Raw genomic sequence first — 25,081 nt, forward strand, 5'->3', positions numbered from 1 at the left:
ATCTTGATAGTCAAGATTAGTGACTAAATTTGCGGCTGGAAGCGGTGCGGCCTGCGGCGATGTGACTGCTCGTCCTTAATGGGCACAGGGACGGCATGAACATCACAGGCATCATCACCGCGATCGTCATCGGCGCGATCATCGGTGCGCTCGGGCGGCTGCTGCTGCCCGGCCGCCAGCCCATCGGCGTCATCCTGACCGTGCTCGTCGGCATCGCCGCCGCGATCATCGGAACGGCGATCGCGCAGTCGGTCGGCGTGTCCACGACCAAGGGCATCGACTGGATCGAGCTGGTCTTCCAGGTCGGCCTCGCCATGCTCGGCGTCGCGCTGGTCGCGGGTATCAAGGCCCGCGGCAAACAGCGACGCCGCTCGCCGCGCTAGACCCCCGGCCCCGTCCTCGCCCGCCCCGCCCGTCGCAGGCGTTCCGCCGAACGCGCGGAGGCCGGCGGACCAGGGACAGGGGCCGGGGTCAGGGGGCCGGGATCTCCAGGTCCAGCTGGGCGAGGGTCCCGGGGTCGGCGAGGAGGTCGATCGCGACGATCCGGCCGTCCACGATCGTGAAGTCGAACACCACGCGCGGGCGGCCCCCGACCGACCAGACGAGCCCGGCCGCCCCGTCGATGATGGCGGGACGCGTCGCGCGGGCACGCCCGGAGAAGGTCTCCGCCACGGCGGACGCGCCGCGGACCAGGGCCGGGGCGCCGGTCGCCACGCCCGCGGCGTCGGCACGCAGCAGCACCTCGGGGTCGAGCAGCGCGAGGAGCTCCTCGAACTCGCCGGCCCGCGAGGCGGCGAGGAATGCGTCGACGACCTGGCGGAGCCGGGACAGGTCATGGCCGGTGGCGGCGGGCGCGTCCTGGACGCGGCGGCGCGCCCGGCTGGCGAGCTGGCGGGTGGCGGCCGGGGTCCGCTCCACGATCGGGGCGATCTCGTCGAACGGCATCGCGAACATGTCGTGCAGGACGAACGCGAGCCGCTCCGCGGGCGCGAGGGTGTCGAGGACGACGAGCATCGCCTGCCCGACCGAGTCGGCGAGCACCGCCTCGTCCTCCGGCGTGACCGCGGCGTCCCGGGCCAGCCCGGCCGGGGCGGATGGCGCGGACGGGACGTGATCGTCCAGCGGGTCCTCGCGGCGCGTGCCGCGGGAGCGGAGCATGTTCAGGGACACGCGGCCGACGATCGTCGTCAGCCAGCCGCCGATGTTCTCCACCTCACCGGCACCGGCACCGGCACCGCTGGCGCGTAGCCACGCCTCCTGGAGGGCGTCGTCCGCCTCGCCGGACGAGCCCAGCATCCGGTAGGCGACGGACCGCAGATGCCGCCTGTGCCGCTCGAACGCGTCCGCCAGAAACTCGTCCCCGGCCATCCGTCACAGCCTTCCGTCGGCGCGTGTCATAGCAGTGACCGGCGAGAACCCACCAAGGAGAGATCATGAACGAGGGCGTCAAGACGATCATCTACCCCGTGCAGGACCTGGCGAAGGCCAAGGCCCTGTTCGGCCGCCTGCTGGGCGTCGAGCCCACCGCCGACGCACCGTACTACGTGGGCTACGACATCGGCGATCAGCACATCGGCCTGGACCCGCACGGCCACCGCCACGGCCCCACCGCCTACCACCACGTCGACGACATCGAGGGAACGATGAAGGCGCTGCTGGAGGCCGGGGCCGAGACGGTCCAGGACGTCAAGGACGTCGGCGGCGGCAAGCGGATCGCCATCCTGAAGGACCAGGCCGGCAACATCATCGGCATCACCCAGAACCCGTAGGCCCCAGGGCCGGACGGCGCGGACGCCCCGAACGCGCCGCCCGGCCGCCGTCCGTCCCGTGCCGCCGGGCCCCACCGCCCTCCCACCGCTCCTCCCGCCGCCCGGCCCGCTCCGCGCGCCTCGCACCGCAACCCCAGCGCCCGGCCGCCCGTGGTCGCCCGAGGTATGCATCTCGGCAAATCGGGTTTGGCACGGGCGAAATTTTGATCTCATAGAGCGATCGAAGAATTGCAGAGAGTCACGTCGGGTCTAGGGGAGGCCAGATGTTGGGGGACTCGAAGGTCGCGGGACACGAGCCGGACCAGCGGGGGGAACAGAAACACCGGGCCGAGCAGGATCGGCAGGGGCGGGGACGGCGGGAGGCCCCTCCGGGGCAGTACGCGCCGATCGCGGGCTATGAGGCGTTCCGGTTGCTCAGGCGGAGATACCGGCGGGTCGCGGCGGCCGTCGGGACGCTGTTCCTCGGGTGGTATTTCGCGTATGTCGGGCTGGCCGCGTTCGCCCGGGAGTTCATGGCACGGCCGGTGGCGGGTCACCTCAACGTCGCGCTGCTGCTCGGCGGGCTGCAGTTCGTCTCGACGTTCGTGCTGGCGGGCGTGTACGTCGCGTACGCCCGCCGCCGCCTCGATCCGCTGGCCGGTGAGCTGCGGTGACGGGGTCCGCGCTGGTGTTCGGGCTGTTCGTCTCGTTCATCATGATCACCCTCGGGATCACGGTCTGGGCGCGGCGGAACACGCGCGGCGCCGACGACTTCTACGCGGGCGGGCGGACGTTCTCCGGCCCGCAGAACGGCATCGCGCTCGCGGGCGACTACATGTCGGCCGCGTCGTTCCTCGGCATCGCCGGGATCATCGCGCTGTCCGGATATGACGGGTTCCTCTACTCGATCGGCTTCCTGGTGGCGTGGCTCCTCGCGCTGCTGCTGGCCGAGCTGATGCGCAACGCGGGCCGGTTCACGATGGGGGACGTCCTGTCCCGGCGGGTGGAGCGGCAGGCGCCGGTGCGGCGCGCGGCGGCCGTGTCCACCGTCACCGTTTCCGTGTTCTACCTGCTGGCGCAGATGGTCGGGGCCGGGGCGCTGGTGTCGCTGCTGCTCGGCATCCACCACGGCGAACGGTTCCTCGGCATGTCCGCGGACGCCGCCGAAACGGTCACGATCGTCGTCGTGGGCGGCCTGATGATCTTCTATGTGGCCTACGGCGGGATGAAGGGCACCACCTGGGTCCAGATCATCAAGTCGGCGCTGCTGACCGCCGGCGCCGCCGTGCTGACCGTGCTGGTGCTCGGCAGGTTCGGGTTCGACGTCAGCGCCGTGCTCGGCTCGGCGGCCGACGCGAGCGGCAAGGACGAGGCGTTCCTGCGCCCCGGCCTCCGCTACGGGCAGGACGTCCCCGGCGACGCCTACCAGACGATCGTCAACAAGCTCGACTTCATCAGCCTCGCGCTCGCGCTCGTGCTCGGCGCGGCGGGCCTGCCGCACATCGTCACCCGGTTCTTCACCGTCCCGGACGGGCCGGCCGCGCGCCGGTCGGTGTCGTGGTCGATCGGGCTCGTCGGCGTCTTCTACCTGATGACGCCGTTGCTGGGCTTCGGCGCCGCGGCCCTGGTCGGACGGGACGAGATCGTCGCGCAGGACCCGTCCGGCAACACCGCCGTCCCGCAGCTCGCGCACGCCGCGGGGGAGCAGCTCGGCGGGCATGTCGCGGGCGACGTCCTGCTCGCGTTCGTCGGCGCGGTGGCGTTCGCGACGATCCTCGCCGTCGTGTCGGGGCTCGTGCTGGCGTCGTCGACGTCGCTGGCGCACGACTACTTCGGGCAGGTGCTGATGCTCGGCCGCCCGCGCGAGTCGCAGGAGGTGGCGGTCGCCCGGCTCGCGGCCTTCTTTGTCGGCGCGCTGGCCATCGTCCTCGCGGTCGTCGCGCGCAACCTGAACGTCGCGTTCCTGGTCGCGCTGGCGTTCTCGATGGCGGCCGCCGCCAACCTCCCGGCCATCGTCCTGTCGCTGTTCTGGCGGCGGTTCAACTCCGCGGGCGTCGTCGCCGGCATCTACGGTGGGCTGATCAGCTCGCTGGTGCTGGTGCTCTTCTCGCCCGTCGTTTCGGGGAAGACCGACCCGGCGACGGGGGAGAGCCTGTCGCTGTTCCCCGCGAGCATCGACTTCCACCTGTTCCCGTTGGAGAATCCGGGCATCGTCGCGATCCCGATCGGGTTCGCGTGCGCGGTCGCCGGAACCCTGCTCGGCCGGGAGAAGGCCGACCGCGAACGCTATGACGATCTTTCCGTCCGGGCGCTCACCGGGGCGGGCGCGCCCTGACGTCGCGGTGTGACGGAGCGTGAGAATCGTGCCGGCCGGGACCGTTCCCTAATGTGCCGAGTGCCCCGGCCAGGACGGGTTTCGCGTGGCACAATGTCAACCCGCCGTGGAGCGCGGCAAACCGCCGGGAGGGCGGGAGGGGAGGTGCGGCGGCGTGTCCGAAGCCGGTCGACGCCGTCCGGCGCGTGTCCGTCCGGCCGGGTCACCGCACCGGCCCGCCGCCCGGGCGACCGCGGCCCTCGCCGTCCTGGCGCTCGGTGCCGCGACGGCCGCCCCGCTCGCAACGGCCACCGCTGACGGCCTCGCCGCCGCGCACCGGCCACACAACGCCACCTCCACCGGATCCGGATGGCGCATGGGCGCGGCGGCCGACCAGATCCGCGGCCGTGAATGGCATCTTGACGCGCTGCGCGCCCCGAAGGCGTGGAAGTACTCCAAGGGACGCGGCGTCATCATCGCCGTTCTCGACACCGGCGTCGACCGGAACCATCCCGACCTCACCGGACAGGTCATCGCCGGCCCCGACCTCACCGGCGGCGTGCGGCGTCCGGGCACCCGCTACTGGGGGCTGCACGGGACGTCGATGGCGAGCATCATCTCCGGCCACGGCCACGGGCCGGGGCTGTCGCAGGGGATGATGGGCGTCGCGCCGCAGAGCCGCGTGCTGTCCGTCCGCGTCACGCTGGAGAACGACGACCCGCTGCGCAAGGACGGCGAGCAGCAGGCGGGCGGCGCCGAGCGCGACGCCGTCGCCCAGGGCATCCGGTACGCCGTCGACCACGGCGCGAACATCATCAACATGTCCCTCGGCGGCGGCCGGCAGTTCTACGACGGCACCGCCTCCCAGGAGAACGCGATCAAGTACGCGCTGGGCAAGGGCGTCATCCTGATCGCGTCGGCGGGCAACGACGGCTCCGGCGCGAACCGCAAGAACTTCCCCGCCGCCTATCCCGGGGTGATCGCGGTCGGCGCGCTCGACCGCGAGCTGCGCCTCTGGAAGGACAGCAACCGGCGCTCGCACGCCGCCGTCTGCGCGCCCGGTGTCGACATCGTCAGCGCAGACGCGCGGAGCGGCTACGTCGTCGGGACGGGCACCAGCGCCTCGTCGGCGATGGTCGCCGGCGTCGCCGCGCTGGTGCGGTCCCGCTACCCGAAGCTGAGCCCGGCCGAGGTCCGGCAGGCCCTGATCCAGGGGTCGCCGGCGCGGCCCGGCCAGCCGACCGGGTCGCCCACCTGCCGCGGGACGGTCGACGCCCTCCGCACGCTCATCGCCGCCCACCGGCTCAACAAGACCTCCACCGGGCCGCTGGAGACACCGCCGCCGGCCCCGTCTCCGGGACCGATCGCGAAGTCGTCCGGGGAGGGGCCGGGCCTGCTGCTCCCGCTCATCGTCGGCGGTGGTGCGCTGCTGGTCGTCCTCGGGCTCGTGATCGGCTGGCGGCAGCGTCGCCGCCCGGAGGACGACGGCCCCGACACCGACGCCGTCCCCGAGTACGGGCTTCCGTCCGCGCCGCCCATTCGGCGGTCCATCCCGTACGTCCCGTCCGGCGCGCCCTCGCCCGTCTCGCCCGCCTCGCCGGTCCTGTCCGCGCCGCCCGCGGAGCCGGGGCCGCCGGAGATCGCGCCGGTCAGCGTCCCGCTCTGGCAGAGCACCGAGGTGCGCCCGCAGCCGCCCATCCGGGACATCCCGCCCGCGGACCCGTCGCCCTTGGACGCCCCGGCGCCTCCCGCCCCCCTGCCGGTGGACGCGCCGCCGTCCGACCCGGTGGACGGCTCGTGGGGCTCCCTCTCCTGGGATACCGAATCCTCATCCTGGGACACGGAAGCCTCGTCCTGGGACACCGAGTCGTGGGACACGGGCTCGTGGGATTCGGACGGCCCGTCCGGCCTCGACGAGTCGCCGCTGAAGGAGCCGCCGATCCTGCCGAGCGAGTTGCGCCCGTTCGACCCCGGCGAGTTCTTCCCGGACGGTCACGCGGGCCATGCGGGCCACACCGCCAACGGCCACAACGGCGAGCACCTGAACGGAAGCAACGGAAGCAACGGAGCCGGCGGAACGAACGGAACGAACGGCACCGGCGGCCTCAACGGGTTCGGCCTCAACGGTTCGTCCAAGGACGCCGGCTTCGCCTCCGCCGACGACGAATGGGAGGCGTTCCGCCGCGGTTCGCTCGACGGCCTGGAACCGGCCTCAGACGGCGACTACACGGCCCCCTTCCCCGCCGTCCCGCCGGACGACTCCCCGGCCGTACGCCCCGGGGACGAGGATCCGACCGGCGCGTTCCCCGCCGTCCCGGCCGAGGACGAGCCGCTGTTCGGGCCCGGCCGGCCGATGGACCCGGCCGACCCGCCGGACTGGCCGGCCGACGAGCCGCGTGGACGGCACTCGCGGCGCTCACCCACCTCCGACGACGAGGACCGCCGGCCGCCCTGGTGGTGACCCGCCGGGCACCCCGCGGGGGAAGGCCCATGGCCCGCGGTACTACACCGGGCGTATCGCGGGTGCCTCCGGCCAGACGATGCAGGCCCCCGTACCGGTCGCCGAGCATCGACTCATCCGAACACCACAGGAAGGGTCGATGAACCATGTTGACGACGTTGGCGACACAGGTGACCGCGGCGACGGCGATGCACCCGGGCGGCGGCCCCTGGAACGACGGCGGGGACGCCCCGGCCTTCTGGCCGGTGTTCCCGATCACGTTCGGGCTGTTCTGGCTGGCCGTGCTGGGGACGGCGTTCTACCTGATCCGCCGCCGGATGAACAGCACCGCCACGGCGGCCAAGGCGGCGGCAGACCCGCTGGCCAAGGCGCAGTCGGTGCTGGCGGAGCGGTTCGCCCGCGGCGAGATCGACGAGGACGAGTACCTCATGCGCATCTCCACATTCCGCAACGGAACCTGACCCGGCGGCAACACCGAACCCACCCAGAGGCCGGCACCGCAACGGCCGCGACGACGGCGTCGACCAGCGTCGCGACGACAGCGGTGACCGGCCTCGCGACGACAGCGGTGACCGGCCTCGCGACATCAACGACACCCCAGCGACACGACACCCGGCGACGCGACGACGGTGGCGGCGACGTCCACCACGACCCCGGCCGCCGGCACCGACCCCGGGCATGGCGAGCGCGTCCGCCCCCCGCCCCCCGTGATGGCGATCGTCGGGCTAGTCGGCGGCGCCGGCTTCCTTGAAGATCTCGTCGATGCCGTCCGAGTACCGGGGTACCTGGACGGCCGCGTCCGCGAAGCGGGTGAGGAGCCGGGCGAACTCGGCCCGCTCGTCCGCCGACCATCCGGTCATGAGCGTGTCGAGGTAGGCGCGGCGGAACCGGTCGGCGACCTGCTTGACGCGGTGTCCGGCCTCGGTCAGCCCGAGGTTGGCGCGGCGCGCGTCGACGGGCGAGGGGCGCCGCGACAGGAGCCCGGCGTCGATGGCGTGGCCCACCAGCCGGCTCGCCGTGGACGGGTCGATCTCCAGCCGCTCCGCGACGGCGCCGACGGTGACCTCGCTGCACGAGCGGTCGGGGTCGTCGTCCGCGCGCCCGGATTCCTCAGCGGCGGCGGCCGCGGTGAGGGCGGCGACGGCGTTCACCACCATCAGGTTGGAGATCTGCAGCGGCCGCTCGCCGGGCGTCTGCGCGCGGATCCGCTTCATGAGGTCGGGCTTGGCCCAGATGCGGCGCAGATGGAACAGCGCCGCGCCGATGTCCGCGAGGACGGGGTCGGCGGCTTCGGGAGCGGAGGTGTCCGTCGGCATGGAAGGTCTCCGTTTCGTCCCGGTCATGGCGGAGGGCCGGACGCTGCGAACCCTCACTCTAACGAATGTAGTGTGCATACGTTCAGGGACTGGTGGGACAGGCGTTGGCCATGTGACACACGGCGTTAAAGATCCCCAGGTGAACGGGGATGTGATGCACTGAACCACCGGTCGCCGTTCCCCGGGAACCGCCGGAACTTGTCGGCGCGGACGCGTAACATGACACCCGCCCGAACCCGGACGACCCGGGATCAGTAACCACAGAGGGGACCTGATGCGAGCGGCGAACGCCCCCGGTGACCCCCGCGGTGACGTCCCCCCACAGGACGGAAGCATGGACGATGCCCCTGCCGCACAACCCGTGACCGATGACGAAGGCGCCGCGGACGACGCCGCCTTCCCCCCAGATCTGCTCTCCGAGCGCGACCGCCGCATCCTCGCCTTCGAGCGGCAGTGGTGGAAGTACGCCGGAGCCAAGGAGCAGGCCATCCGCGAGAAGTTCGACATGTCGGCGACGCGGTACTACCAGCTCCTGAACATCCTGATCGACCGACCCGAGGCGCTGGAGTGCGATCCCATGCTCGTCAAGCGCCTCCGCCGGATGCGGACGCAGCGGCAGCGCAGCCGGGCGGCCCGCCGGCTCGGCATCCGCCCCTGACCCGACCCGTCCCGGCCCGCTCTCGCTGACCGGCACCGGACTTCCGGACCTTCCTCAAGTCCCGACGCCGTGGACTCCTGACGTCGTGAAGCGCTGACGTCCTGGAGTTCGTGATGTCCTCGTCGCCGGACGGCGCGCCACGCAGCGCGTTCCTGGCGACACGCCAGGCGAAGAAGGTTCACTGGTCCCGTGAACTCTCCCCGTTCCATGACGCCCACGACCGCCGCCGGAACCGGCGGCCTCGACGCGATCCGCAAGACCCCGGCCGGGGCCGTGCTCGGCTTCGACTTCGACGGCACGCTCGCGCCGATCGTCGCCGACCCGGCCTCGGCCCGGGCCCATCCGGGCGCGGCCCCGGCGCTGGCGCGGCTCGCGCCACGGGTGGGCGCCCTGGTGATCGTCACCGGACGTCCCGCCGCCGTGGCCGTCGAGTACGGCGGGTTCGAGGGCATCGAGGGGCTCGTAGTCCTCGGCCAGTACGGGCTCGAACGCTGGGAGTCCGGCGTCCTGACCGAACCGGAGCCGCCGCCCGGTGTCGCCGAGGCGCGCGCCAAGCTGCCCGGCGTCCTCGCGGCGGCGGGCGCCCCGCCCGAGACCTTCGTCGAGGACAAGGGGCAGGCGCTCGCCGTCCACACCCGCCGGTGCGCCGAGCCGGAGGTCGCGCTCGAACGGCTGCGGAGCATCCTCGCCGCGCTCGCCGAACGCACCGGGCTCGCCCTGGAGCCCGGCAGGCTCGTCCTCGAACTCCGCCCGCCCGGCATGGACAAGGGGATGGCGCTGCGCGGCTTCATCGCCGACCGCGGGGAGCGCCCGTCCGCCGTCCTGTTCGCCGGGGACGATCTCGGTGATCTCGCCGCGTTCGACGCCGTCGAGGCGCTGCGCGCGGAGGGCGTGCCCGGCGTGCTGGTGTGCAGCGGATCGACCGAGGTCACGGCCCTGGCCGAACGGGCGGACCTGGTGGTGGACGGACCGTCCGGCGTCGTCGACCTCCTGGAGACGCTCGCCGGCTCGCTCTGACCGGTGCGACCTCGGGGGCAGGCGTGGACTATTCATCCAATTGAGCCAAAATATGCTGGATAGCGGCTTATGTGGTTCACGGGGGACCGCGCGCGACCACGGGGAGGGTGACGGTGGGCACGGAATCGGAAGTCCCGCGCCGTCCGGGCGGCATCAGGCGACCGCCGCCGGGGGCGCCGATACCGCCGGGTGCTCCGTCCCGACCCATCGTCCATGGGCCGCCGCCCACCCCGCCACCGCCACCGCCACCGTCCCCGCACGGGCAGGGGCGTGGGCCGCAGCCGACCGACACGTACGTGGCGGGCCGTCCACCCGGACCCAAGCGTGGACGCGAACCTGGACCCGAGCCCGGACCGCCCGGCCACCGGGGGGACGAGGCGGCGTGGGCGGCCGTCCCCGGGGCCCAGGACGCCTACGTCGAGCGGGACGAGCCGCCGTCCATGACCGGGACCGGGCCGATGGGCGTCCGGGAAACGAGCGGCGTGCAGGTGCGGCTCGGATCGCACGGACGACCACGGCGTGGAACGACCCCTCGGCCCGACGAACGGCGTGACGGACGGCGCGGAGGGCTCGTCGCGGCGGGTGCTCTCGTCCTGGCCGGGCTGGTCACGATCGGGCTCGTCCTGACCCGCGGATCCGTCTCCGGAGACGGCGACGGCGACGGCGGCACGGCCATCGGACCGGCCGCCGGCGCCCGCGGCCCGGACGTGGCGCTGCCCCGCGCCGGGAAGGCCATCGAGGTCGGGACGGCCGACGGAGCCAAGTACCGGATCGCGGCGGTGAGCGGCGGTGTGGCCGACGGCGTCCCGACGACGTTCCAGTCACCACCGTCCGGGACGTCGACCGCCTACGTCGAGTACCTGCTGTCGAACCCGACGAGCCAGCGGGTCCTGCTCGACTTCCCAGGCGACGTGTTCGTCAAGCGCACCCTCGTCGCGCCGGACGCGCGGGGACGCTGCATGCCGCAGGCCGGCGTGCCCGAGGACATGTGCACCCCGCCGACCAAGAGCCGGGTCGTGCGGCGGCTGGCGGGCGGCGAACCGATCCCCGGCGAGGGCGGCGACACCTACATGCCGCCGGGCGCGACGTACCTGGTGCGCGCCACGGTGGACGTTCCCGTCCAGCGTGAGGCGTCCCGCGACGACATGAGCCTGTACGTGTGGAAGCAGCTCTACATGGCCGACCAGCTGGCCAAACAGGCCCCGTTCCCGCGCTGACGCGAAACCGCCGCGGCCATGGGAGGCCGCGGCGGTTCCAGTCGAAGACGTTCCGGGTGAGGCGGGCGGGCGGTTCGCGTTGCTCCGCGTCCATCCATCCGGTGCCTTGCCTACTCGGCTTCGGGGTCGTCGGCGAGGATGCCGTAGAGGCGGCGGCGGGCGTCGTTGACGACGTCCAGCGCACGCGCCTTCTGCGCCTCGCTGCCGACCGACATGACCTGCTGGAGCGCGACCATCAGCTGGCCAACGGCCTCGCGCCCGCGCATGACGTTCTCGCCGGCGGCCTCGGTGACCTCGTCCCAGGGGGCGGTGGTCTGCGCCGACGCCTCCTCGCGACCCGAGTCCGTGAGGGCGAACAGCCGCTTGCCGCCGTCCTCCTGGCTGGTGACCAGGCCCTCGTCCTCCAGCATCTGGAGGGTCGGGTAGACCGAACCGGGGCTCGGACGCCAGACGCCGCCGGTGCGTTCGTCCAGCTCCTGGATCATCTCGTAGCCGTGCATGGCGCGCTCGGCGAGCAGGGCGAGCAGGGCCGCCCGGACGTTCCCGCGCCGGGTCCGCCGCCCGCGTCCGCCGCGCCCGCGATGGCCGGGGCCTGGACCGAATCCGGGTCCGCCGCCCGGGGTGCCGGGGCCTCGGGCCCCGAACGGATCTCCGCGGCGCTCGCGCTCCTGGGGTCCCCGGAAGCCGTCGCGCCGTCTCCTCTTGTGCTCGTGCATCGCAGTCTCCTTCTCTAGTGATCGGTTGCGATGCATTAACGATATATCGATAACAGGTCGCGATGCAACACCGAAGTTTCGGGGAGGGCAGCGCGAAGAGCGCGAACGGCTCGAAGGCCGCCGCGAACTGGCAGGTCAGCGGGGGAGAGGGAGGTGGGGGCGGCCGTCAGGGGCCGGTGACCTTCAGGCTGTCGAGGATGTCCTTCGTCGCCTCGCGGTCGTCGGTCTCCTTGATGCGGATCCACAGCCCGAACTTGCCCGACTTGTCGCGCAGGCCGATCTCGGTGACGGACTTGGTGCCGACCTTGCAGGCGGTGTAGCGCGTGATCGTCCCGCTGAGGGCCTTGTCAGGGGTGGTGTAGTCCTCCGGCTCGGCCTTCGTGCACTGCGGGTGGGCGGACACGCTCGGCGGCGGCAGCTGGCCGGGCCGCACGTCCGTGGTCACGCCGATGAAGACGCCCGGACCCTCGCCGTTGCCCAGGAACGAGGCCTTGTCCGGCGTCGCGCGGAGCACCGGGCGCGGCTGGGCGTCGTTGAGGCCGACGGTGGACGGCGCCCACGTCGACTCCGCCGTCCCCTTCGGCCAGGCCTTCGGCACCGCGGCCTTGATCTTGCCCGTGTCGTGGGAGATCGCGACGAAGTCCTTCGGTATCTCGGACGTCGCCTTCTTCTTGTCCTTGTCGTCGCCCTTGTCGTCGCCGGAGAACAGCACGCCGAGGGCCAGGCCGCCGATCAGCGCGACCACCAGGACGCCCACGGTGATGATCAGCGGCGTGACGAACTTCTTCGGTGCGCCACCACCGCCGCCGGGCCGCCCGGCCGCGCCGCCACCTCGAAGCCTGGCCAGCAGACCTGACTTGCCGCCACTGCCCGGACCGAGACCCTGGCCTTGGACCGGCCCCGGCCCTGGAGGCGCCTGGAACCCGGTGGGAGGCAGCGGAGCCTGCTGGCCCTGCTGGCCTCCAAAGGGTTGCTGGCCGCCCTGCCCCTGCCCCTGCGCGGGCCCCGGACCCATCGGCTGCATGCCCTGCGGCGCGGCGTTCTGCGGAGACTGCATCGGGAACACGGCCGTGTGGCCGTCACTGGTCCCACCGGCACCGGCACCGGCGCCGTGTCCGGACCCAGGTCGCTGCTGAACCGGCGCGGGATACGGGGGTTGCATCGGTCCCGCGCGGCCGTTGTCGGGGGCCGTTGCCGACTCGCCCTGCCCGAACGGCGTGGCCCGTCCGCTCGGGTCGTCCACGACCGTCTGCTCGCCGTCCTGCGGACCGGGCGGGAGACGCATCTCGGACGTGCGGTCGTCGTCCCCGGCGGGCTGGTCGAACCGCGTCTGCATATCCCGCGGCCCACCACCCGGCCCCTGCCCAGGTCCCTGCCCCTGCGCGGGCCCCTGCCCGGGTCCCTGCGCCTGGCCAGGGCCCTGCGCCTGACCCGCTGCCGGCGCCGGCGGGCGGACGCGCTGGCCGTCGCGGTAAAAGTCCTGGACGGTCGCGTCCGCGTCGATGCGCGGCGCAGGCGGCACATAAGACGGCGCGGGCACGCCCGACGCGGACCCCGGCCCAGCCCCAGACGCCGGTGCAGTCGTCGGACGCAACGTGGACAGCGCCTCGGCGAACGCCTCGGCGGTCGGCCACCGCTTCTCCCGCTCGACCTCCAGGGCCCGCAGGATCACCTGGTCGAACGCGGCCGACACGCCCTCGCGCATCTCGCTCGGCGGCGTCTTGACCGGCGCCGGGCCGGGCGCCCGTCCGGTGAGCATGTGGTAGGTCAGCGCGCCGAGCCCGTACACGTCGGCGCGGACGTCCAGGCCGCCGCCGAACCGCGCCTGCTCAGGCGACATGTAGCCGGGCGTCCCGACCGGCAGCGTGAACGCCCCGGACGCGTGCGCGAGCGCCTTCGCCAACCCCAGGTCGGCGATCAGCAGCTTCTCGCCGCCGTCCGCCGTCGACTGGAACAGGACGTTGGACGGCTTCAGATCGCGGTGGATCACGCCCAGCGTGTTGATCACCTCGACGCCGTAGGCGATCTCCTCCGCGAGCAGCACCGCATCGCTGACCGGAAGTGGCCGCTCACGCATGCGATCGCCGAGCGTCCCGCGGTCCGCGTACGACATCACGAAGTAGGGCCGCCCGTCCGGCAGCTCCCCGATGTCGTGCACCCGGACCAGCCGCTCGGAGTCGGCCCGGCGCAGGATGCGGGCCTCCTCAAGGAACCGGTTGCGCACATCGAGATCGTCGATCAGGCTTCCGGACAGGACCTTTATGGCCACCTGGGAGTCCAGGGCGTCGTCGTGCCCCAGCCATACAGAGGCGAACGCCCCCGAACCCAGGACGCGTTCGATCCGGTAACGGCCTACTGATGGTGGGAAAGACACTCCCGTATCATCCCAACAACGGGGTGAGTGTGCGAACAAGCATTGAGGCGGCATGGCATTCGACGAGAGGACCGAGGAGCTGGCGGTCAAGGCCGCGGCGGGCGATCAGGGCGCCCTCAACGAGCTCCTCCGCAAGATCGAGCCGGACGTGCTGCGGCACAGCTCCCGCTTCCTGCCCTGCCGGCAGGACGCGGAAGAGGCGTGCCAGGACGCGTTGCTCCAGGTCGCGCGGAACATTCACCGGTTCGAGGGCCGGTCGAGGTTCAGCACGTGGCTGCACGTCGTCGTCGCCAACTCCGCCCGCTCCACCTACCGGTCGCTGAAGCGCCGCTCGGTGGAGCAGGCGGGCGAGCTTCCGCAGCAGCGCCCCGACCCCCGCCGGACCAGCGTCATCGCCGGTTCCCGCGTCGACATCCTGGACGCCATGGAAGACCTCGAGGCCCGCAAGCCCGACCTCATCCAGGCGCTCGTCCTGCGCGATGTGTCCCAGCTGGAGTACGCGGAGATCGCCGAGCAGCTCGGGCTGCCGCTCGGCACGGTCAAGTCCCGCATCCACGAGGCGCGCAAGCAGGTCAGGCAGACCCTGGGCGATTCCTACAGCTGACCGGACGCCGATCGCCGGGCGCCGGACGTCCGGCCGGAACACGCCACCCGACACCCGTCAAACGTCGGCAACCGGACGGCAACGGTGCGCCCATCCCTTCGGCCCCGGCCGGGGGGATGGGCCACCATGCCGTGCATGTCTTCAGGCCCGGACCCTCGCCCCGACCGTCCGATCTTCGTCCTCGGGTGCCCGCGCTCGGGGACGACGCTGCTCCAGCTGATGCTGCACTCGCATCCCCGCGTCGCGATCCCGGTGGAGACGAAGTTCCTCCTCCCCGCCTATACGGCGAGGTGCGAGTTCGGTGACCTGGAGGTCAGGGAGAACAGACAGGCGCTCGCGGACTGGATCACCGGTGACCGGACGACCAAGTTCCACGCGCTCGGCCTGGACGCCGCCGAGGTCGCCGACGAGATCGTCGCCGGGCCGCCGACGCTGGGCTCGGCGCTCGGCGTCGTGCTCCGCGCGTACGCGCGCCGGTTCGGCAAGCCGCGCTGGGGCGACAAGCGTCCGAGCTACGTCCGGCACGCCGGCGCGCTGCTGCGGATGTTCCCGGACGCGCAGTTCGTCCACGTCGTCCGGGACGGCCGGGACTGCGTCGCCTCGCTCCAGGAGATGCCCTGGTACGGCCAGGACTTCCACCACGCCATCTGTGTCTGGCGGGAGGCCATCGACCACGGCCGCCGCCTGGCCGGCCGTCTCGGCTCCGACGCCTACTACGAGCTGCAGTACGAGCGCCTCGTCGCCGACCCGGCCGACGAGCTGGCCAGGCTCTGCGGTTTCCTCGGCGAGGAGTTCGACCCGGCGATGACGCACCCCGACGGCGTCGCGAAGGAGGCCGTCCCGCCGCGCAAGAAATGGCACGGGCGCACGAAGGACGCCCTCACCACCAACCGCGTCGGAGCCTGGGCGCAGCGCCTCGACTCCTGGCAGATCAGCCTGGCGGAGGCCGCGTTCGGCGAGCGGCTCGCCGAGTACGGCTACGAGCCGAGCGGCCTGCCCAAGCCGCCCGCGTCCCAGCTCACCCGCTTCGCCAAGGTCAGCACCCACCGCCGCATGGCCCAGCGCAAGGCCGCGGTGCGCGAACGCTGGAAACAGCACCACGAACCGAACCCGGTCGAGTGCCTCCTGACCCCGGAAGCCGCCCCCGCCACCTGACGCACTCCGCCTGTCAGCCGAGGACGACGAGCCGGGTCCGTCAATCGAGGGCGGCGAGCTGGTCGGCGAACCAGCGCTGCGGCGGGAGGGCGGTCGCGGAGGCGGCGAGCCGGCCGCACCGCTCGGACCGTTCGTCCTGCGGCATCAGCAGGGCGCGGTGCAGGGTCTCGGCAGTCTGGGAAACATCGAACGGGTTGACCGTCAGCGCGTCCTCCCCGAGCTCCGCCGCCGCGCCCGCCTCCCTGGACAGGACGAGCGCGCAGCCGCGCTGCGACAGCACGGGCCCCTCCTTCGCGACCAGGTTCATCCCGTCCCTGATCGGGTTGACGAGCAGCACGTCGGCGAGGCGGTAGGCGGCCAGCGAACGCGGATAGTCGTCGTTCACCTGAAGGATCAGCGGATCCCAGTCCGGGGTGCCGAACTCCTCGATGATCTGCTGCGCCGTCCGCTCGACGGACGCCGTGTACTCCCGGTACTCGGGCAGGTCGTAACGGGACGGGTAGGCGAACGCCAGGTGCACCACGCGTCCACGCCACTCGGGATGGTTGACGAGCAGCTCCCGGTAGGCGGCGAGCCCGCGCACGATGTTCTTGGAGAGTTCCGTCCGGTCGACGCGCACGATGAGCTGGCGCCCGCCCACCTGCTCGCGCAGCGCGCGCGCCCGTTCCACGACGTCCTGTTCGGCGGCGCGTTGGCGCAACGCCGTCCCGTCGACGCCGAGCCCATGGACGCCCACACGCGTGACGTGCCCCGCATGGGTCACCGTCCACGCGCCCCGGTCGACGCGCGCACCCGGCAGCATTTCGCAACAGTCGAGGAACGCGGACGCCCACCGCTCGGTGAGGAACCCGGCATGGTCGGCCCCGAGCATTCCCAGAAGAACCTGCGAGCCGATGTCGTCGGGGAGCAGCCGGTAATACTCAGGCGGCGCCCACGGCGTGTGCGAGAAGTGCACGATCTTGAGGTCCGGACGCCGCTCGCGGAGCATCCGCGGTGCCAGCGACAGGTGGTAGTCCTGGATCGCGGTCTTCGCCCCGGGCGCGGCGTCACGCGCCAGAGCGTCGGCGAACGCCGCGTTGTAGGCCTCGTAGGACTGCCAGTCGCGGCGGGTGCGAGCGTCGAAATGCGGGCTGCGCGGCGTGTCGTACAGCAGATGGTGGACGAACCACAACGTCGAATTCGCCACGGAGTTGTAGGCGCGATGGAACGTCCCCTCTGGGATGTCCAGCATCCGCACCGCCGCGCCGCCCGTCTCGTACCCCGCGAGGTCGATACGCCCGTCAGGTGACCGCCGCGCAGCCGTCCGATCAGCCTCACCCAGACTCGCGCAAACCCAGAGCACACCCGGAGAGGCACCCCCAGAAGCCGCCGCCGCCGCACCGCCCACCGCCCCCGCACCGCCCCCCGGCACGGGATTGCCGACCTCACCGGGATCACGAGGCGCGCCCGTGACGGCGGCGAGCCCCGACACCAACCCGCCCCCTCCACGACGCATGGTCAGCTCCCCGTCCTCCGAGAGCGAGAACGACACCGGGCCACGGTTGGACGCCACCAGCACTTGGCTCATACCGGCAGGGTCTCAGTTGACCTGGCGCCCCTTCAAAGCGACCCGCACCACCGCCCCCACACACCACATACGGGCGATTAGCCGGCAAAGCGCCGGGTATCCGCCCCAAAATGAGCAGGGCCGAAACGACCAAGACCGTGCTCGTCGCCGGTGCGGCGAACCTCATCCTCGCGATCACCAAGCTCATCGCCGGGCTCCTGGCCGGGTCCAGCGCGATGCTCGCGGAAGGCGCGCACTCCGTGGCGGACACCCTCAACCAGAGCTTCCTCCTGGCCTCCCTGCGGCGCAGCGAGCGTCCCCCCGACCCGCGCCACCCGTTCGGATACGGCAACGAACGCTACGTCTGGTCGCTGCTCGCCGCGTTCGGGATCTTCGTGGCCGGAGCGGGGTTCTCCGTCTTCGAGGGCATCCTGACCATGACGGGCAACGGCGGCACCGGGACGAGCGTGTGGCTGGCCTACGCCGTCCTCGCGCTCGCCTTCGTCCTGGAGGGAACCTCGTGGATCCGCGCGTACTACCAGGCGCGCAAGGAGACCCGCGACAATGGCCGCGACCTCGTCGACCACGTCCGCCGCTCGCCCGACGTCACGTTCAAGACCGCGCTGTTCGAGGACACCGCCGCGATGATCGGCCTCGCGCTCGCCGCCGCCGGGCTGACGCTCCGCGAGATCACCGGCTCCGACCTCTGGGACGGTCTCGCGTCCGTCCTGATCGGCGTGCTCCTCGCCGGGCTGGCGTTCTCGATCGGACGCGAGAGCGTGGGCCTGCTCATCGGCCGCGCCGCCGATCCCGCCGAGCAGCGCCGCATCCGCGCCGAGATCACCGGGGCGCCCGGCGTGACCGGCGTGGACGAACTGCTCACCATGCATTTCGGCCCCGAGCAGATCCTCGTCGCCGCCAAGGTGCACTTCTCCGACGACATCAGCGCCGACCAGGCAGAGGACGTCGCCGGGGACATCGACCGGCGGCTCAGGGAGCGGATTCCGTCCGTCCGCCACGTGTTCCTGGACCCGACCCAGCACCCGGACGCACGCGTGATCAAGAAGGCGGCCGGGTAACGTCTCACTCGACGGACCCACCTGTCTGGCATACGGTCAGATCAGGTAAAGTCACGCATACGAGCACTAAGCGGCTCGTGCGTTCACAACTGAATATCGCTCATCCAGAGGGGTGGAGGGACCGGCCCGACGAAGCCCCGGCAACCACCCGGCTCAGGCGCGCTCGCGATCCTGCGAGGCCGGCCGGGAGATGGTGCCAACTCCGGCCTGCGACCAAGGTGGCGCAGGAAAGATGGGAAGAAAGGCCTCGCTCTCATGGCCATCACGCCTGCCGCAGACCTCGGACCGGCCACCGGCCTCAGCTGCCGCGAGTGCGGCGCGGCCCGCGATCTCGGGCCTCACTACGCCTGTGAAGAGTGTTTCGGCCCCCTGGAGATCGCCTACGACTTCGGGGGAGTCACGCGCGCGAGCATCGAGTCCGGTCCGCGCAACATCTGGCGCTACAAGGGCCTGCTGCCCGTCCCGTCCTCCATCACGGAGACACCCAACACCGAGCCCGGCTTCACCCGCCTGGTCCGCGCCGACAACCTCGCCGAGAGCCTCGGCCTGCAGAGTCTCTGGGTGAAGGACGACAGCGGCAACCCGACCCACTCGTTCAAGGACCGCGTCGTCGCCGTGGCGCTCGCCGCCGCCCGCGAGCTCGGCTTCAAGGTGCTGGCCTGCCCGTCCACCGGCAACCTCGCCAACGCCGTCGCCGCCGCGGCGGCCCGCGCCGGGATCCGCAGCGCCGTGTTCGTCCCGTCGAACCTCGAAGCGCAGAAGATCATCACGACCGCGGTCTACGGCGGGACGTTCGTCACCGTCGACGGCAACTACGACGACGTCAACCGCCTCGCCTCCGAGATCGCCGGGGAGCAGGACGACTGGGCGTTCGTCAACGTCAACGTCCGGCCCTACTACGCGGAGGGCTCCAAGACCCTCGGCTACGAGATCGCCGAGCAGCTCGGCTGGCGGCTGCCGGACCAGATCGTCGTCCCGGTCGCGTCCGGCTCCCAGCTCACCAAGATCGACAAGGCCTTCCAGGAACTGATCAAGCTGAACCTCGTCGAGGACAAGCCCTACCGGGTCTTCGGCGCCCAGGCCACCGGCTGCGCCCCGGTCGCCGACGCCTTCAAGGCGGGCCACGACGTGATCCGCCCGGTGAAGCCCGACACGATCGCCAAGTCCCTCGCGATCGGCAACCCCGCCGACGGCCCGTACGTCCTGGACGTCACCCGCCGCACCAACGGCTCCGTCGAGGACGTCAGCGACGCCGAGGTGGTCGAGGGCATCCGCCTCCTCGCCCGCACCGAGGGCATCTTCGGCGAGACCGCGGGCGGCGTCACCGTCGCGACCCTCCGCAAGCTGATCGCCTCCGGGGCCCTCGACCCGTCCGCCGAAACCGTGATCATCAACTCCGGGGACGGCCTGAAGACCCTGGACGCCGTCGCACCCGTCGTCGCGCCGTCCGCGAACATCGCACCGTCCCTGGAAGCGTTCCGCGCCGCGGGCCTCGCCTGAAAAGGAGCACCATGAGCAGCGTGTCCGTCCGTATCCCGACGATCCTGCGGACCTACACCGGCGGCGAATCGGAGGTGAAGGCCGAGGGCGCCACCCTGCGCGCGGTCGTCGCCGACCTGGAGGCCAGCTACACCGGCATCTCCGCCCGCATCCTCGACGACGCCGGCAAGATCCGCCGCTTCGTCAACGTCTACGTCGGCGACGAGGACGTCCGCTTCGCCGACGGCCTCGACACCCCGACCCCCGACGGCGCCCAGATCTCGATCATCCCCGCCGTAGCCGGCGGCTGACACCGAAACCCCGGCCCCGACACTTCCTCGGGGCCGGGTTTTGCGTTCGCCCACCGCCGTAGCGCCGCGACGCTCCCGAACCCGCCCAAACCGCCACGCCCCTCGCCACGCGGCGCACCGACTTGCGCCACCCATACCCCTCGCTCCGGCACAGCCGCACACCCCTGACGTCGCCGAGCACGGCTCCGACGCAGGTGAGAACGGGTTGGGTCAGCCCGGTGACGGTTCCGCCAACGACGATGCGCATTGCTTGCACTCGGCAGGGTAGAGTGCTAAAAAACGGTTGGCACTCTGCTGTGGGGAGTGACAACTTCACAGTCTGGGTCGGGGCGATGAGGCCCCAGTTCGGCGACGGAATGGCAGTCGTCGGCGGGGGCCGTCCGTCGCGGGCGTCGGCTCGATCCGTCTAAGCCACCTTGTTCCGGGAGGACTGGAGCCTATGGCTGCAAAGATGATCGCGTTCGACGAGGAGGCCCGCCGCGGTCTTGAGCGCGGCATGAACCAGCTCGCCGACGCCGTCAAGGTGACCCTTGGTCCCAAGGGCCGCAACGTCGTGCTGGAGAAGAAGTGGGGCGCCCCCACGATCACGAACGACGGTGTGTCGATCGCCAAGGAGATCGAGCTCGAGGACCCGTGGGAGAAGATCGGCGCCGAGCTCGTCAAGGAAGTCGCCAAGAAGACCGACGACGTCGCGGGTGACGGCACCACCACCGCCACCGTCCTGGCCCAGGCGCTCGTGCGCGAGGGCCTGCGGAACGTGGCGGCCGGCGCCAACCCGATGTCGCTGAAGCGCGGCATCGAGTCCGCGGTCGAGCGGGTGAGCGAGGAGCTGTCCAAGCTCGCCAAGGACGTGGAGACCAAGGAGCAGATCGCCTCCACGGCCTCCATCTCCGCCGGCGACCCGCAGATCGGCGAGATGATCGCCGAGGCGATGGACAAGGTCGGCAAGGAAGGCGTCATCACGGTCGAGGAGAGCCAGACCTTCGGTCTGGAGCTCGAGCTCACCGAGGGGATGCGCTTCGACAAGGGCTACATCTCGCACTACTTCGTGACCGACCCCGAGCGGATGGAGGCGGTCCTCGAAGACCCGTACATCCTGATCGTTCAGGGCAAGGTGTCGGCCAACAAGGACCTGCTGCCCGTCCTCGAGGGCGTCATGCAGTCCGGCAAGCCGCTGCTGATCATCGCGGAGGACGTCGAGGGCGAGGCCCTGGCCACCCTGGTCGTCAACAAGATCCGCGGGATCTTCAAGTCCGTGGCCGTGAAGGCCCCGGGCTTCGGCGACCGCCGCAAGGCCATGCTGGGCGACATCGCCACGCTGACCGGCGGCCAGGTCATCAGCGAGGACGTCGGCCTCAAGCTGGAGAACACCACGGTCGACATGCTCGGCCGGGCGCGCAAGATCGTCATCGCCAAGGACGAGACCACCATCGTGGACGGCGCCGGTGACGCCAACGAGATCGCGGGCCGGGTCAACCAGATCCGCACCGAGATCGACAACACCGACTCCGACTACGACCGCGAGAAGCTCCAGGAGCGCCTGGCCAAGCTCGCGGGCGGTGTCGCGGTGATCAAGGCCGGTGCCGCGACCGAGGTGGAGCTCAAGGAGCGCAAGCACCGCATCGAGGACGCCGTCCGCAACGCGAAGGCCGCGGTCGAGGAGGGCATCGTCCCCGGTGGTGGCGTGGCGCTGCTGCAGGCCGGCACCAAGGCGTTCGACAAGCTGGAGCTCACCGGCGACGAGGCCACCGGCGCGAACATCGTCAAGCGCGCTCTGGAGGAGCCGCTGAAGCAGATCGCCGTGAACGCCGGCCTTGAGGGCGGCGTCGTGGTGGAGCGGGTCCGCAACCTGACCCCGGGTGAGGGCCTCAACGCCGCGACCGGCGAGTACACCAACATGTTCGAGGCGGGGATTCTCGACCCGGCCAAGGTGACCCGGTCCGCGCTGCAGAACGCGTCGTCGATCGCCGCGCTGTTCCTGACCACCGAGGCGGTCATCGCCGAGAAGCCGGAGAAGAACCCGGCCCCGGCGGGCGGCATGCCCGACGCCGGCGGCATGGACTTCTGATCCGACCCGATCAGGTCCTGGCGTCCGACTCGGCACGCATCCGAAGGGACGGTCCCGCACGGGGCCGTCCCTTCGGCATTCGCGCATTCCGCCGCGCGGCCAGGCGAACCTGCGTGGACGCTCACACGTCCCACAAGATGATCAGGGCGTTCGGCCCGGTGCCGGGGGCGGCGCAGTCCCGGACCGGACGCCCCCGCAGCAGCACAGCGTTAAGGGGACATGTGAGCGATCTCTTCAGTTCTCCCGTGCTCAGGATCGACCAGCCGCGACGAGTCCCTTCCGCGAAGTCCCAGTACAAGGTGTTCGACGCGGGCGGCGTCCTGGTGGCCAGGGCCGAAGAGCGCGAGGTGTCGCTCCGGCGCCAGGCGTGGCGGGCGGTCATGCTCGACGGCGGCGGCCAGCGGACCGTCCAGGTCGAGGACGCCCGGGGCACACCGGTACTGGCGATCGAACGCCCGAAGAACGCCCGCTCGACCTGGGTCAGCACACCGGACGGCGTCCTGCACGGCTCGATCCGGCAGGACCGCTACCAATGGCTGTATCAGCTGCTCAACGCGGCGGAACAGCCTGTCGGGCGCCTGGAGGGCAACAGGCTCGCCCGCAAGTTCAAAGTGCTCGACACCGCCGGAACCCACGTCGCGCAGGTGGACAAGAAGTGGAAGGGCGCGGCGACAGAACTGCTCACCACCGCGGACCGGTACGCGGTGACGTTCTTCCACAGCCCGCCCGACCCGCTGCGCATTCTCGTCATAGCGGCACCGATCGCCCTCGACCTGATCCTCTACGAAGGCAAGAGCGTCCCCGACGTCTTCGCCTGATGACCCCGAAACCCCATGACGCACGACCACCGGAGGCGACCCGCGCCAGGGACACGCAGGCGGGCAACCGGCTGCCAGGGGGTGAAAAGCAACCGTCATCGGACGTGCCCGTGGACGGCGGCGCATTCCCGCGGACACAAGTCGGTTCCCCTGACGGCACACTCACAACCGCCTGCCGCAGGTCAACCGGGCGACCGGCCTCCGCCGAGGCCGGCCGACCCCGGAATGTGCTTCCACTGAGGGGCCGGGCTTGGCAGGATCGCCGGTTGGACGGAGTGGCGCGCCCGCAAGTGCCGACGCGCCGCCGGGACGTGAACAGAAGGTCGCCTGAGCGGCCGATGAGACGGGAGAACGCGTGAACGAAGTGTTCAGCTCCTCGGTGCTCAAGGTCGAACAGCCTCGGCGGGGCCCGTTCGCCAAATCGAGGTACAGGGTGCTCGACCGCGATGGCATCGTCCTCGCCGTCGCGGCCCCAACCGACGACCAGGGACGCGCCGACATGCGGGGCGTGCTCGCCGGCAAATCGAACCTCGACGCCCGGGCCGTCGTGCTGACGACCCCCGACGGAGCTCCCGTCCTGATCATCGACAAGCAGCGGGGACGGGAATACACCGAGATCCTCAACCCGGACGGCGACGCCTTCGGCTCGTTCGTCACCGAACGGGTCGGGCGCCGCTATGTCGTCTACGACGGCGAAGGAACCCTGATCGGCGCCGTCTCGGTCGACGTGCCCCGGAACAATTTCGAGGTGACCGACACCGACGGCTCCAAGGTCGCCCACGTCCGGAAGAAATGGGCCGGCCTCGCCACCCACCTGCTGACGACGGCCGACAAGTACGCCGTGGAGATCTTCGACCCCGTTCCCGACCCGCTGCGGACCATGGCCGTCATGACGGCGATCGTCATGGACATGAACCTGCACGAGGCCAAAGAGATCACCTGATGCGCGGCCTTCGCGCTCGCCCAGGCCCTTCCGGCCAGGGCTTCACGGGCCCTGCCGCCGCGAGGTACGTTCCATTTCGTGCAGGCCACGCCCGGGCGTCCGAACAGCTGGTGGATCTCGCCGGCGATTCCGACGATCGCCAACTGCGTGCTCGCCCTGCTCTGGGTCTTCTCCGCACTCGGCGGCTGGGGCGCCACCGCATTCTGCGGCGAGGCCGAACAGCGCGACCCGGGATGCAGCGCGGGATTCGACGATGCCGTCCGCCTCTCGGCACCGGTGGCCGTCCTGGCCCTCGTCGTCGCGGTGACGGGCTGGGCAGTGCCGGGTGTGCGGCAGAGGCCCGACCGGCTGGACGCCCTTCTGACCGTGGCCGCCATCATCTGGGTCCTGGCCGAAGGCGTCCTCTTCATCGGCGGATACCTGGCCAAGCCGTAGACGGCCGCGCGCGGCGCTGTCGTTGCCAAAAAGAAATATTGGCGGGCCGGCAGGCGTTCGAACGGGTGACAGGCCGGTACAAGATCGGACAAAACCCAAGGTAGGACGAGCGCGCGAGCCGACCCGCGACGGTGCTCCGGCCGATTCGACGCCGCCGGAACGCCCGAGCCGGTTTGACGTTCGCACCTCAGGGGCATACTGTTCACTTCGCCCCACGGGGTAGCGGACGCCGATAGGCGGCCGGCCCGAGGGGAACCCACTACCGAACCAGCCGACGCGGCTTCGTCGCGTCCGGACTGTCGTGGTGGGACGGAAAGGCTCGGTTTTGACAAACGAGCCAAATCTGGTGAAATAGAACCACCGCCCCGGAAGAAGCCACGCAAGTGGCAACGGCCGAGGCAACGGAAAAGGCCGAAATTGACAGTTCGGCCGAATCCGGTAAAGTAAAGCGAGTCGCCCCGGAGCGGGAAACGCGAAAGCGGATCTAGCACGGTGGGTGTCCGTTTCTTGAGAACTCAACAGCGTGTTAAAAGCCAGTGCCTTTATACGGCCCGGTCCTGCTTTTGCGGGGGTTGGGTCGTCCCCGTGGGCTGTCTTCGGATGGTTCAGGGATTTCTTTGAGGCAATGCCGGCCCTCTTTTGGGGGGTTGGTGATGCTGGGATTGTTTCCGAGGTTTGGCCGCCGGGAGGTTCGCCCCTTTCGGTTGGTCGTTTGGCCTTAATGGAGAGTTTGATCCTGGCTCAGGACGAACGCTGGCGGCGTGCTTAACACATGCAAGTCGAGCGGAAAGGCCCCTTCGGGGGTACTCGAGCGGCGAACGG

The 25,081-nt window shown here is 71.2% G+C and carries 23 protein-coding genes, 1 rRNA gene and 1 riboswitch; of the genes, 19 read left to right on the plus strand and 5 right to left on the minus strand.

From position 1 onward, the window contains the following. Positions 1–95 precede the first annotated feature (95 nt). Positions 96–383 (plus strand): GlsB/YeaQ/YmgE family stress response membrane protein, encoded by a 288-nt coding sequence (locus ACH34S_RS33680; RefSeq protein WP_395956907.1) that lies wholly within the window; start codon positions 96–98, stop codon positions 381–383. Positions 384–471: 88 nt separating this feature from the next. Here the strand turns inward: ACH34S_RS33680 and ACH34S_RS33685 are convergent, their stop codons facing one another. Beyond that, positions 472–1,368, minus strand: a complete 897-nt coding sequence (locus tag ACH34S_RS33685) for a sigma-70 family RNA polymerase sigma factor (protein WP_395956908.1) — start codon at positions 1,366–1,368, stop codon at positions 472–474. A gap of 65 nt (positions 1,369–1,433) precedes the next feature. Here ACH34S_RS33685 and ACH34S_RS33690 point away from each other — a divergent pair, with 65 nt between their 5' ends. The 5 genes from ACH34S_RS33690 to ACH34S_RS33710 all read left to right on the plus strand — a co-directional run bounded on the left by ACH34S_RS33690 (position 1,434) and on the right by ACH34S_RS33710 (position 6,984). Continuing rightward, positions 1,434–1,769: a VOC family protein gene (locus ACH34S_RS33690; protein ID WP_395956909.1), complete on the plus strand. Its 336-nt coding sequence runs from the start codon at positions 1,434–1,436 to the stop codon at positions 1,767–1,769. Between the two features lie 263 nt (positions 1,770–2,032). After that, a complete protein-coding gene (locus tag ACH34S_RS33695; RefSeq protein WP_395956910.1) occupies positions 2,033–2,422 on the plus strand; it encodes a DUF485 domain-containing protein in 390 nt (129 codons plus the stop codon). Between the two features lie 41 nt (positions 2,423–2,463). Then, positions 2,464–4,083, plus strand: a complete 1,620-nt coding sequence (locus ACH34S_RS33700; protein WP_395956940.1) for a cation acetate symporter — start codon at positions 2,464–2,466, stop codon at positions 4,081–4,083. A gap of 154 nt (positions 4,084–4,237) precedes the next feature. Next, on the plus strand, positions 4,238–6,523 hold the full coding sequence (locus ACH34S_RS33705; RefSeq protein WP_395956911.1) for a S8 family peptidase: 2,286 nt from the start codon (positions 4,238–4,240) through the stop codon (positions 6,521–6,523). A gap of 158 nt (positions 6,524–6,681) precedes the next feature. Continuing rightward, on the plus strand, positions 6,682–6,984 hold the full coding sequence (locus tag ACH34S_RS33710; RefSeq protein WP_395956912.1) for a hypothetical protein: 303 nt from the start codon (positions 6,682–6,684) through the stop codon (positions 6,982–6,984). A 264-nt stretch (positions 6,985–7,248) separates the two neighbouring features. Here ACH34S_RS33710 and ACH34S_RS33715 read toward each other — a convergent pair whose 3' ends face one another. Then, positions 7,249–7,839 carry a MarR family winged helix-turn-helix transcriptional regulator gene (locus tag ACH34S_RS33715; RefSeq protein WP_395956913.1) on the minus strand — a complete coding sequence of 197 codons (591 nt, stop codon included), beginning with the start codon at positions 7,837–7,839 and terminating at the stop codon, positions 7,249–7,251. Positions 7,840–8,173: 334 nt separating this feature from the next. Between ACH34S_RS33715 and ACH34S_RS33720 the strand changes: the two genes are divergently transcribed. The 3 genes from ACH34S_RS33720 (at position 8,174) to ACH34S_RS33730 (ending at position 10,731) form a co-directional block, all read left to right on the plus strand. Further along, a complete protein-coding gene (locus tag ACH34S_RS33720) occupies positions 8,174–8,497 on the plus strand; it encodes a DUF3263 domain-containing protein (RefSeq protein ID WP_207936120.1) in 324 nt (107 codons plus the stop codon). A 207-nt stretch (positions 8,498–8,704) separates the two neighbouring features. Then, positions 8,705–9,514: a trehalose-phosphatase gene (otsB, locus tag ACH34S_RS33725; RefSeq protein ID WP_395956914.1), complete on the plus strand. Its 810-nt coding sequence runs from the start codon at positions 8,705–8,707 to the stop codon at positions 9,512–9,514. Between the two features lie 296 nt (positions 9,515–9,810). Beyond that, a complete protein-coding gene (locus tag ACH34S_RS33730; RefSeq protein ID WP_395956915.1) occupies positions 9,811–10,731 on the plus strand; it encodes a hypothetical protein in 921 nt (306 codons plus the stop codon). Between the two features lie 110 nt (positions 10,732–10,841). Here the strand turns inward: ACH34S_RS33730 and ACH34S_RS33735 are convergent, their stop codons facing one another. Further along, on the minus strand, positions 10,842–11,447 hold the full coding sequence (locus ACH34S_RS33735) for a PadR family transcriptional regulator (RefSeq protein WP_395956916.1): 606 nt from the start codon (positions 11,445–11,447) through the stop codon (positions 10,842–10,844). A gap of 166 nt (positions 11,448–11,613) precedes the next feature. Then, on the minus strand, positions 11,614–13,821 hold the full coding sequence (locus ACH34S_RS33740; RefSeq protein ID WP_395956917.1) for a serine/threonine-protein kinase: 2,208 nt from the start codon (positions 13,819–13,821) through the stop codon (positions 11,614–11,616). A gap of 52 nt (positions 13,822–13,873) precedes the next feature. Between ACH34S_RS33740 and ACH34S_RS33745 the strand changes: the two genes are divergently transcribed. Continuing rightward, the gene (locus tag ACH34S_RS33745; RefSeq protein WP_395956918.1) at positions 13,874–14,425 is read left to right on the plus strand and encodes an RNA polymerase sigma factor; all 552 of its coding nucleotides are present in this window, start codon (positions 13,874–13,876) and stop codon (positions 14,423–14,425) included. A 135-nt stretch (positions 14,426–14,560) separates the two neighbouring features. Further along, positions 14,561–15,580: a sulfotransferase family protein gene (locus tag ACH34S_RS33750; protein WP_395956919.1), complete on the plus strand. Its 1,020-nt coding sequence runs from the start codon at positions 14,561–14,563 to the stop codon at positions 15,578–15,580. Between the two features lie 40 nt (positions 15,581–15,620). Here the strand turns inward: ACH34S_RS33750 and ACH34S_RS33755 are convergent, their stop codons facing one another. Beyond that, entirely contained in the window at positions 15,621–17,147 is a 1,527-nt protein-coding gene (locus tag ACH34S_RS33755; protein WP_395956920.1) for a trehalose-6-phosphate synthase, read from the minus strand. Positions 17,148–17,257: 110 nt separating this feature from the next. Here ACH34S_RS33755 and ACH34S_RS33760 point away from each other — a divergent pair, with 110 nt between their 5' ends. The 8 genes from ACH34S_RS33760 to ACH34S_RS33795 all read left to right on the plus strand — a co-directional run. Then, positions 17,258–18,205, plus strand: coding sequence for a cation diffusion facilitator family transporter (locus tag ACH34S_RS33760; RefSeq protein ID WP_395956921.1), 948 nt, complete (start codon positions 17,258–17,260; stop codon positions 18,203–18,205). 97 nt (positions 18,206–18,302) lie between these two features. After that, positions 18,303–18,444: riboswitch (SAM riboswitch) on the plus strand. Between the two features lie 16 nt (positions 18,445–18,460). Further along, complete coding sequence (gene thrC, locus ACH34S_RS33765; protein WP_395956922.1) at positions 18,461–19,705, plus strand: threonine synthase; 1,245 nt, start codon at positions 18,461–18,463, stop codon at positions 19,703–19,705. Positions 19,706–19,716: 11 nt separating this feature from the next. Next, positions 19,717–19,995: a MoaD/ThiS family protein gene (locus ACH34S_RS33770; RefSeq protein ID WP_395956923.1), complete on the plus strand. Its 279-nt coding sequence runs from the start codon at positions 19,717–19,719 to the stop codon at positions 19,993–19,995. Positions 19,996–20,434: 439 nt separating this feature from the next. After that, positions 20,435–22,063, plus strand: coding sequence for a chaperonin GroEL (gene groL / locus ACH34S_RS33775; RefSeq protein WP_395956924.1), 1,629 nt, complete (start codon positions 20,435–20,437; stop codon positions 22,061–22,063). Positions 22,064–22,284: 221 nt separating this feature from the next. Continuing rightward, complete coding sequence (locus ACH34S_RS33780; protein ID WP_395956925.1) at positions 22,285–22,881, plus strand: phospholipid scramblase-related protein; 597 nt, start codon at positions 22,285–22,287, stop codon at positions 22,879–22,881. 355 nt (positions 22,882–23,236) lie between these two features. Then, complete coding sequence (locus tag ACH34S_RS33785; RefSeq protein WP_395956926.1) at positions 23,237–23,824, plus strand: phospholipid scramblase-related protein; 588 nt, start codon at positions 23,237–23,239, stop codon at positions 23,822–23,824. 78 nt (positions 23,825–23,902) lie between these two features. After that, positions 23,903–24,259 (plus strand): hypothetical protein, encoded by a 357-nt coding sequence (locus ACH34S_RS33790; protein ID WP_395956927.1) that lies wholly within the window; start codon positions 23,903–23,905, stop codon positions 24,257–24,259. Positions 24,260–24,977: 718 nt separating this feature from the next. Further along, positions 24,978–25,081: ribosomal RNA gene (locus ACH34S_RS33795) — 16S ribosomal RNA — on the plus strand; the annotation flags it as partial.

The sequence above is a fragment of the Actinomadura sp. 3N508 genome (assembly GCF_044326375.1).
Taxonomy (GTDB): domain Bacteria; phylum Actinomycetota; class Actinomycetes; order Streptosporangiales; family Streptosporangiaceae; genus Spirillospora.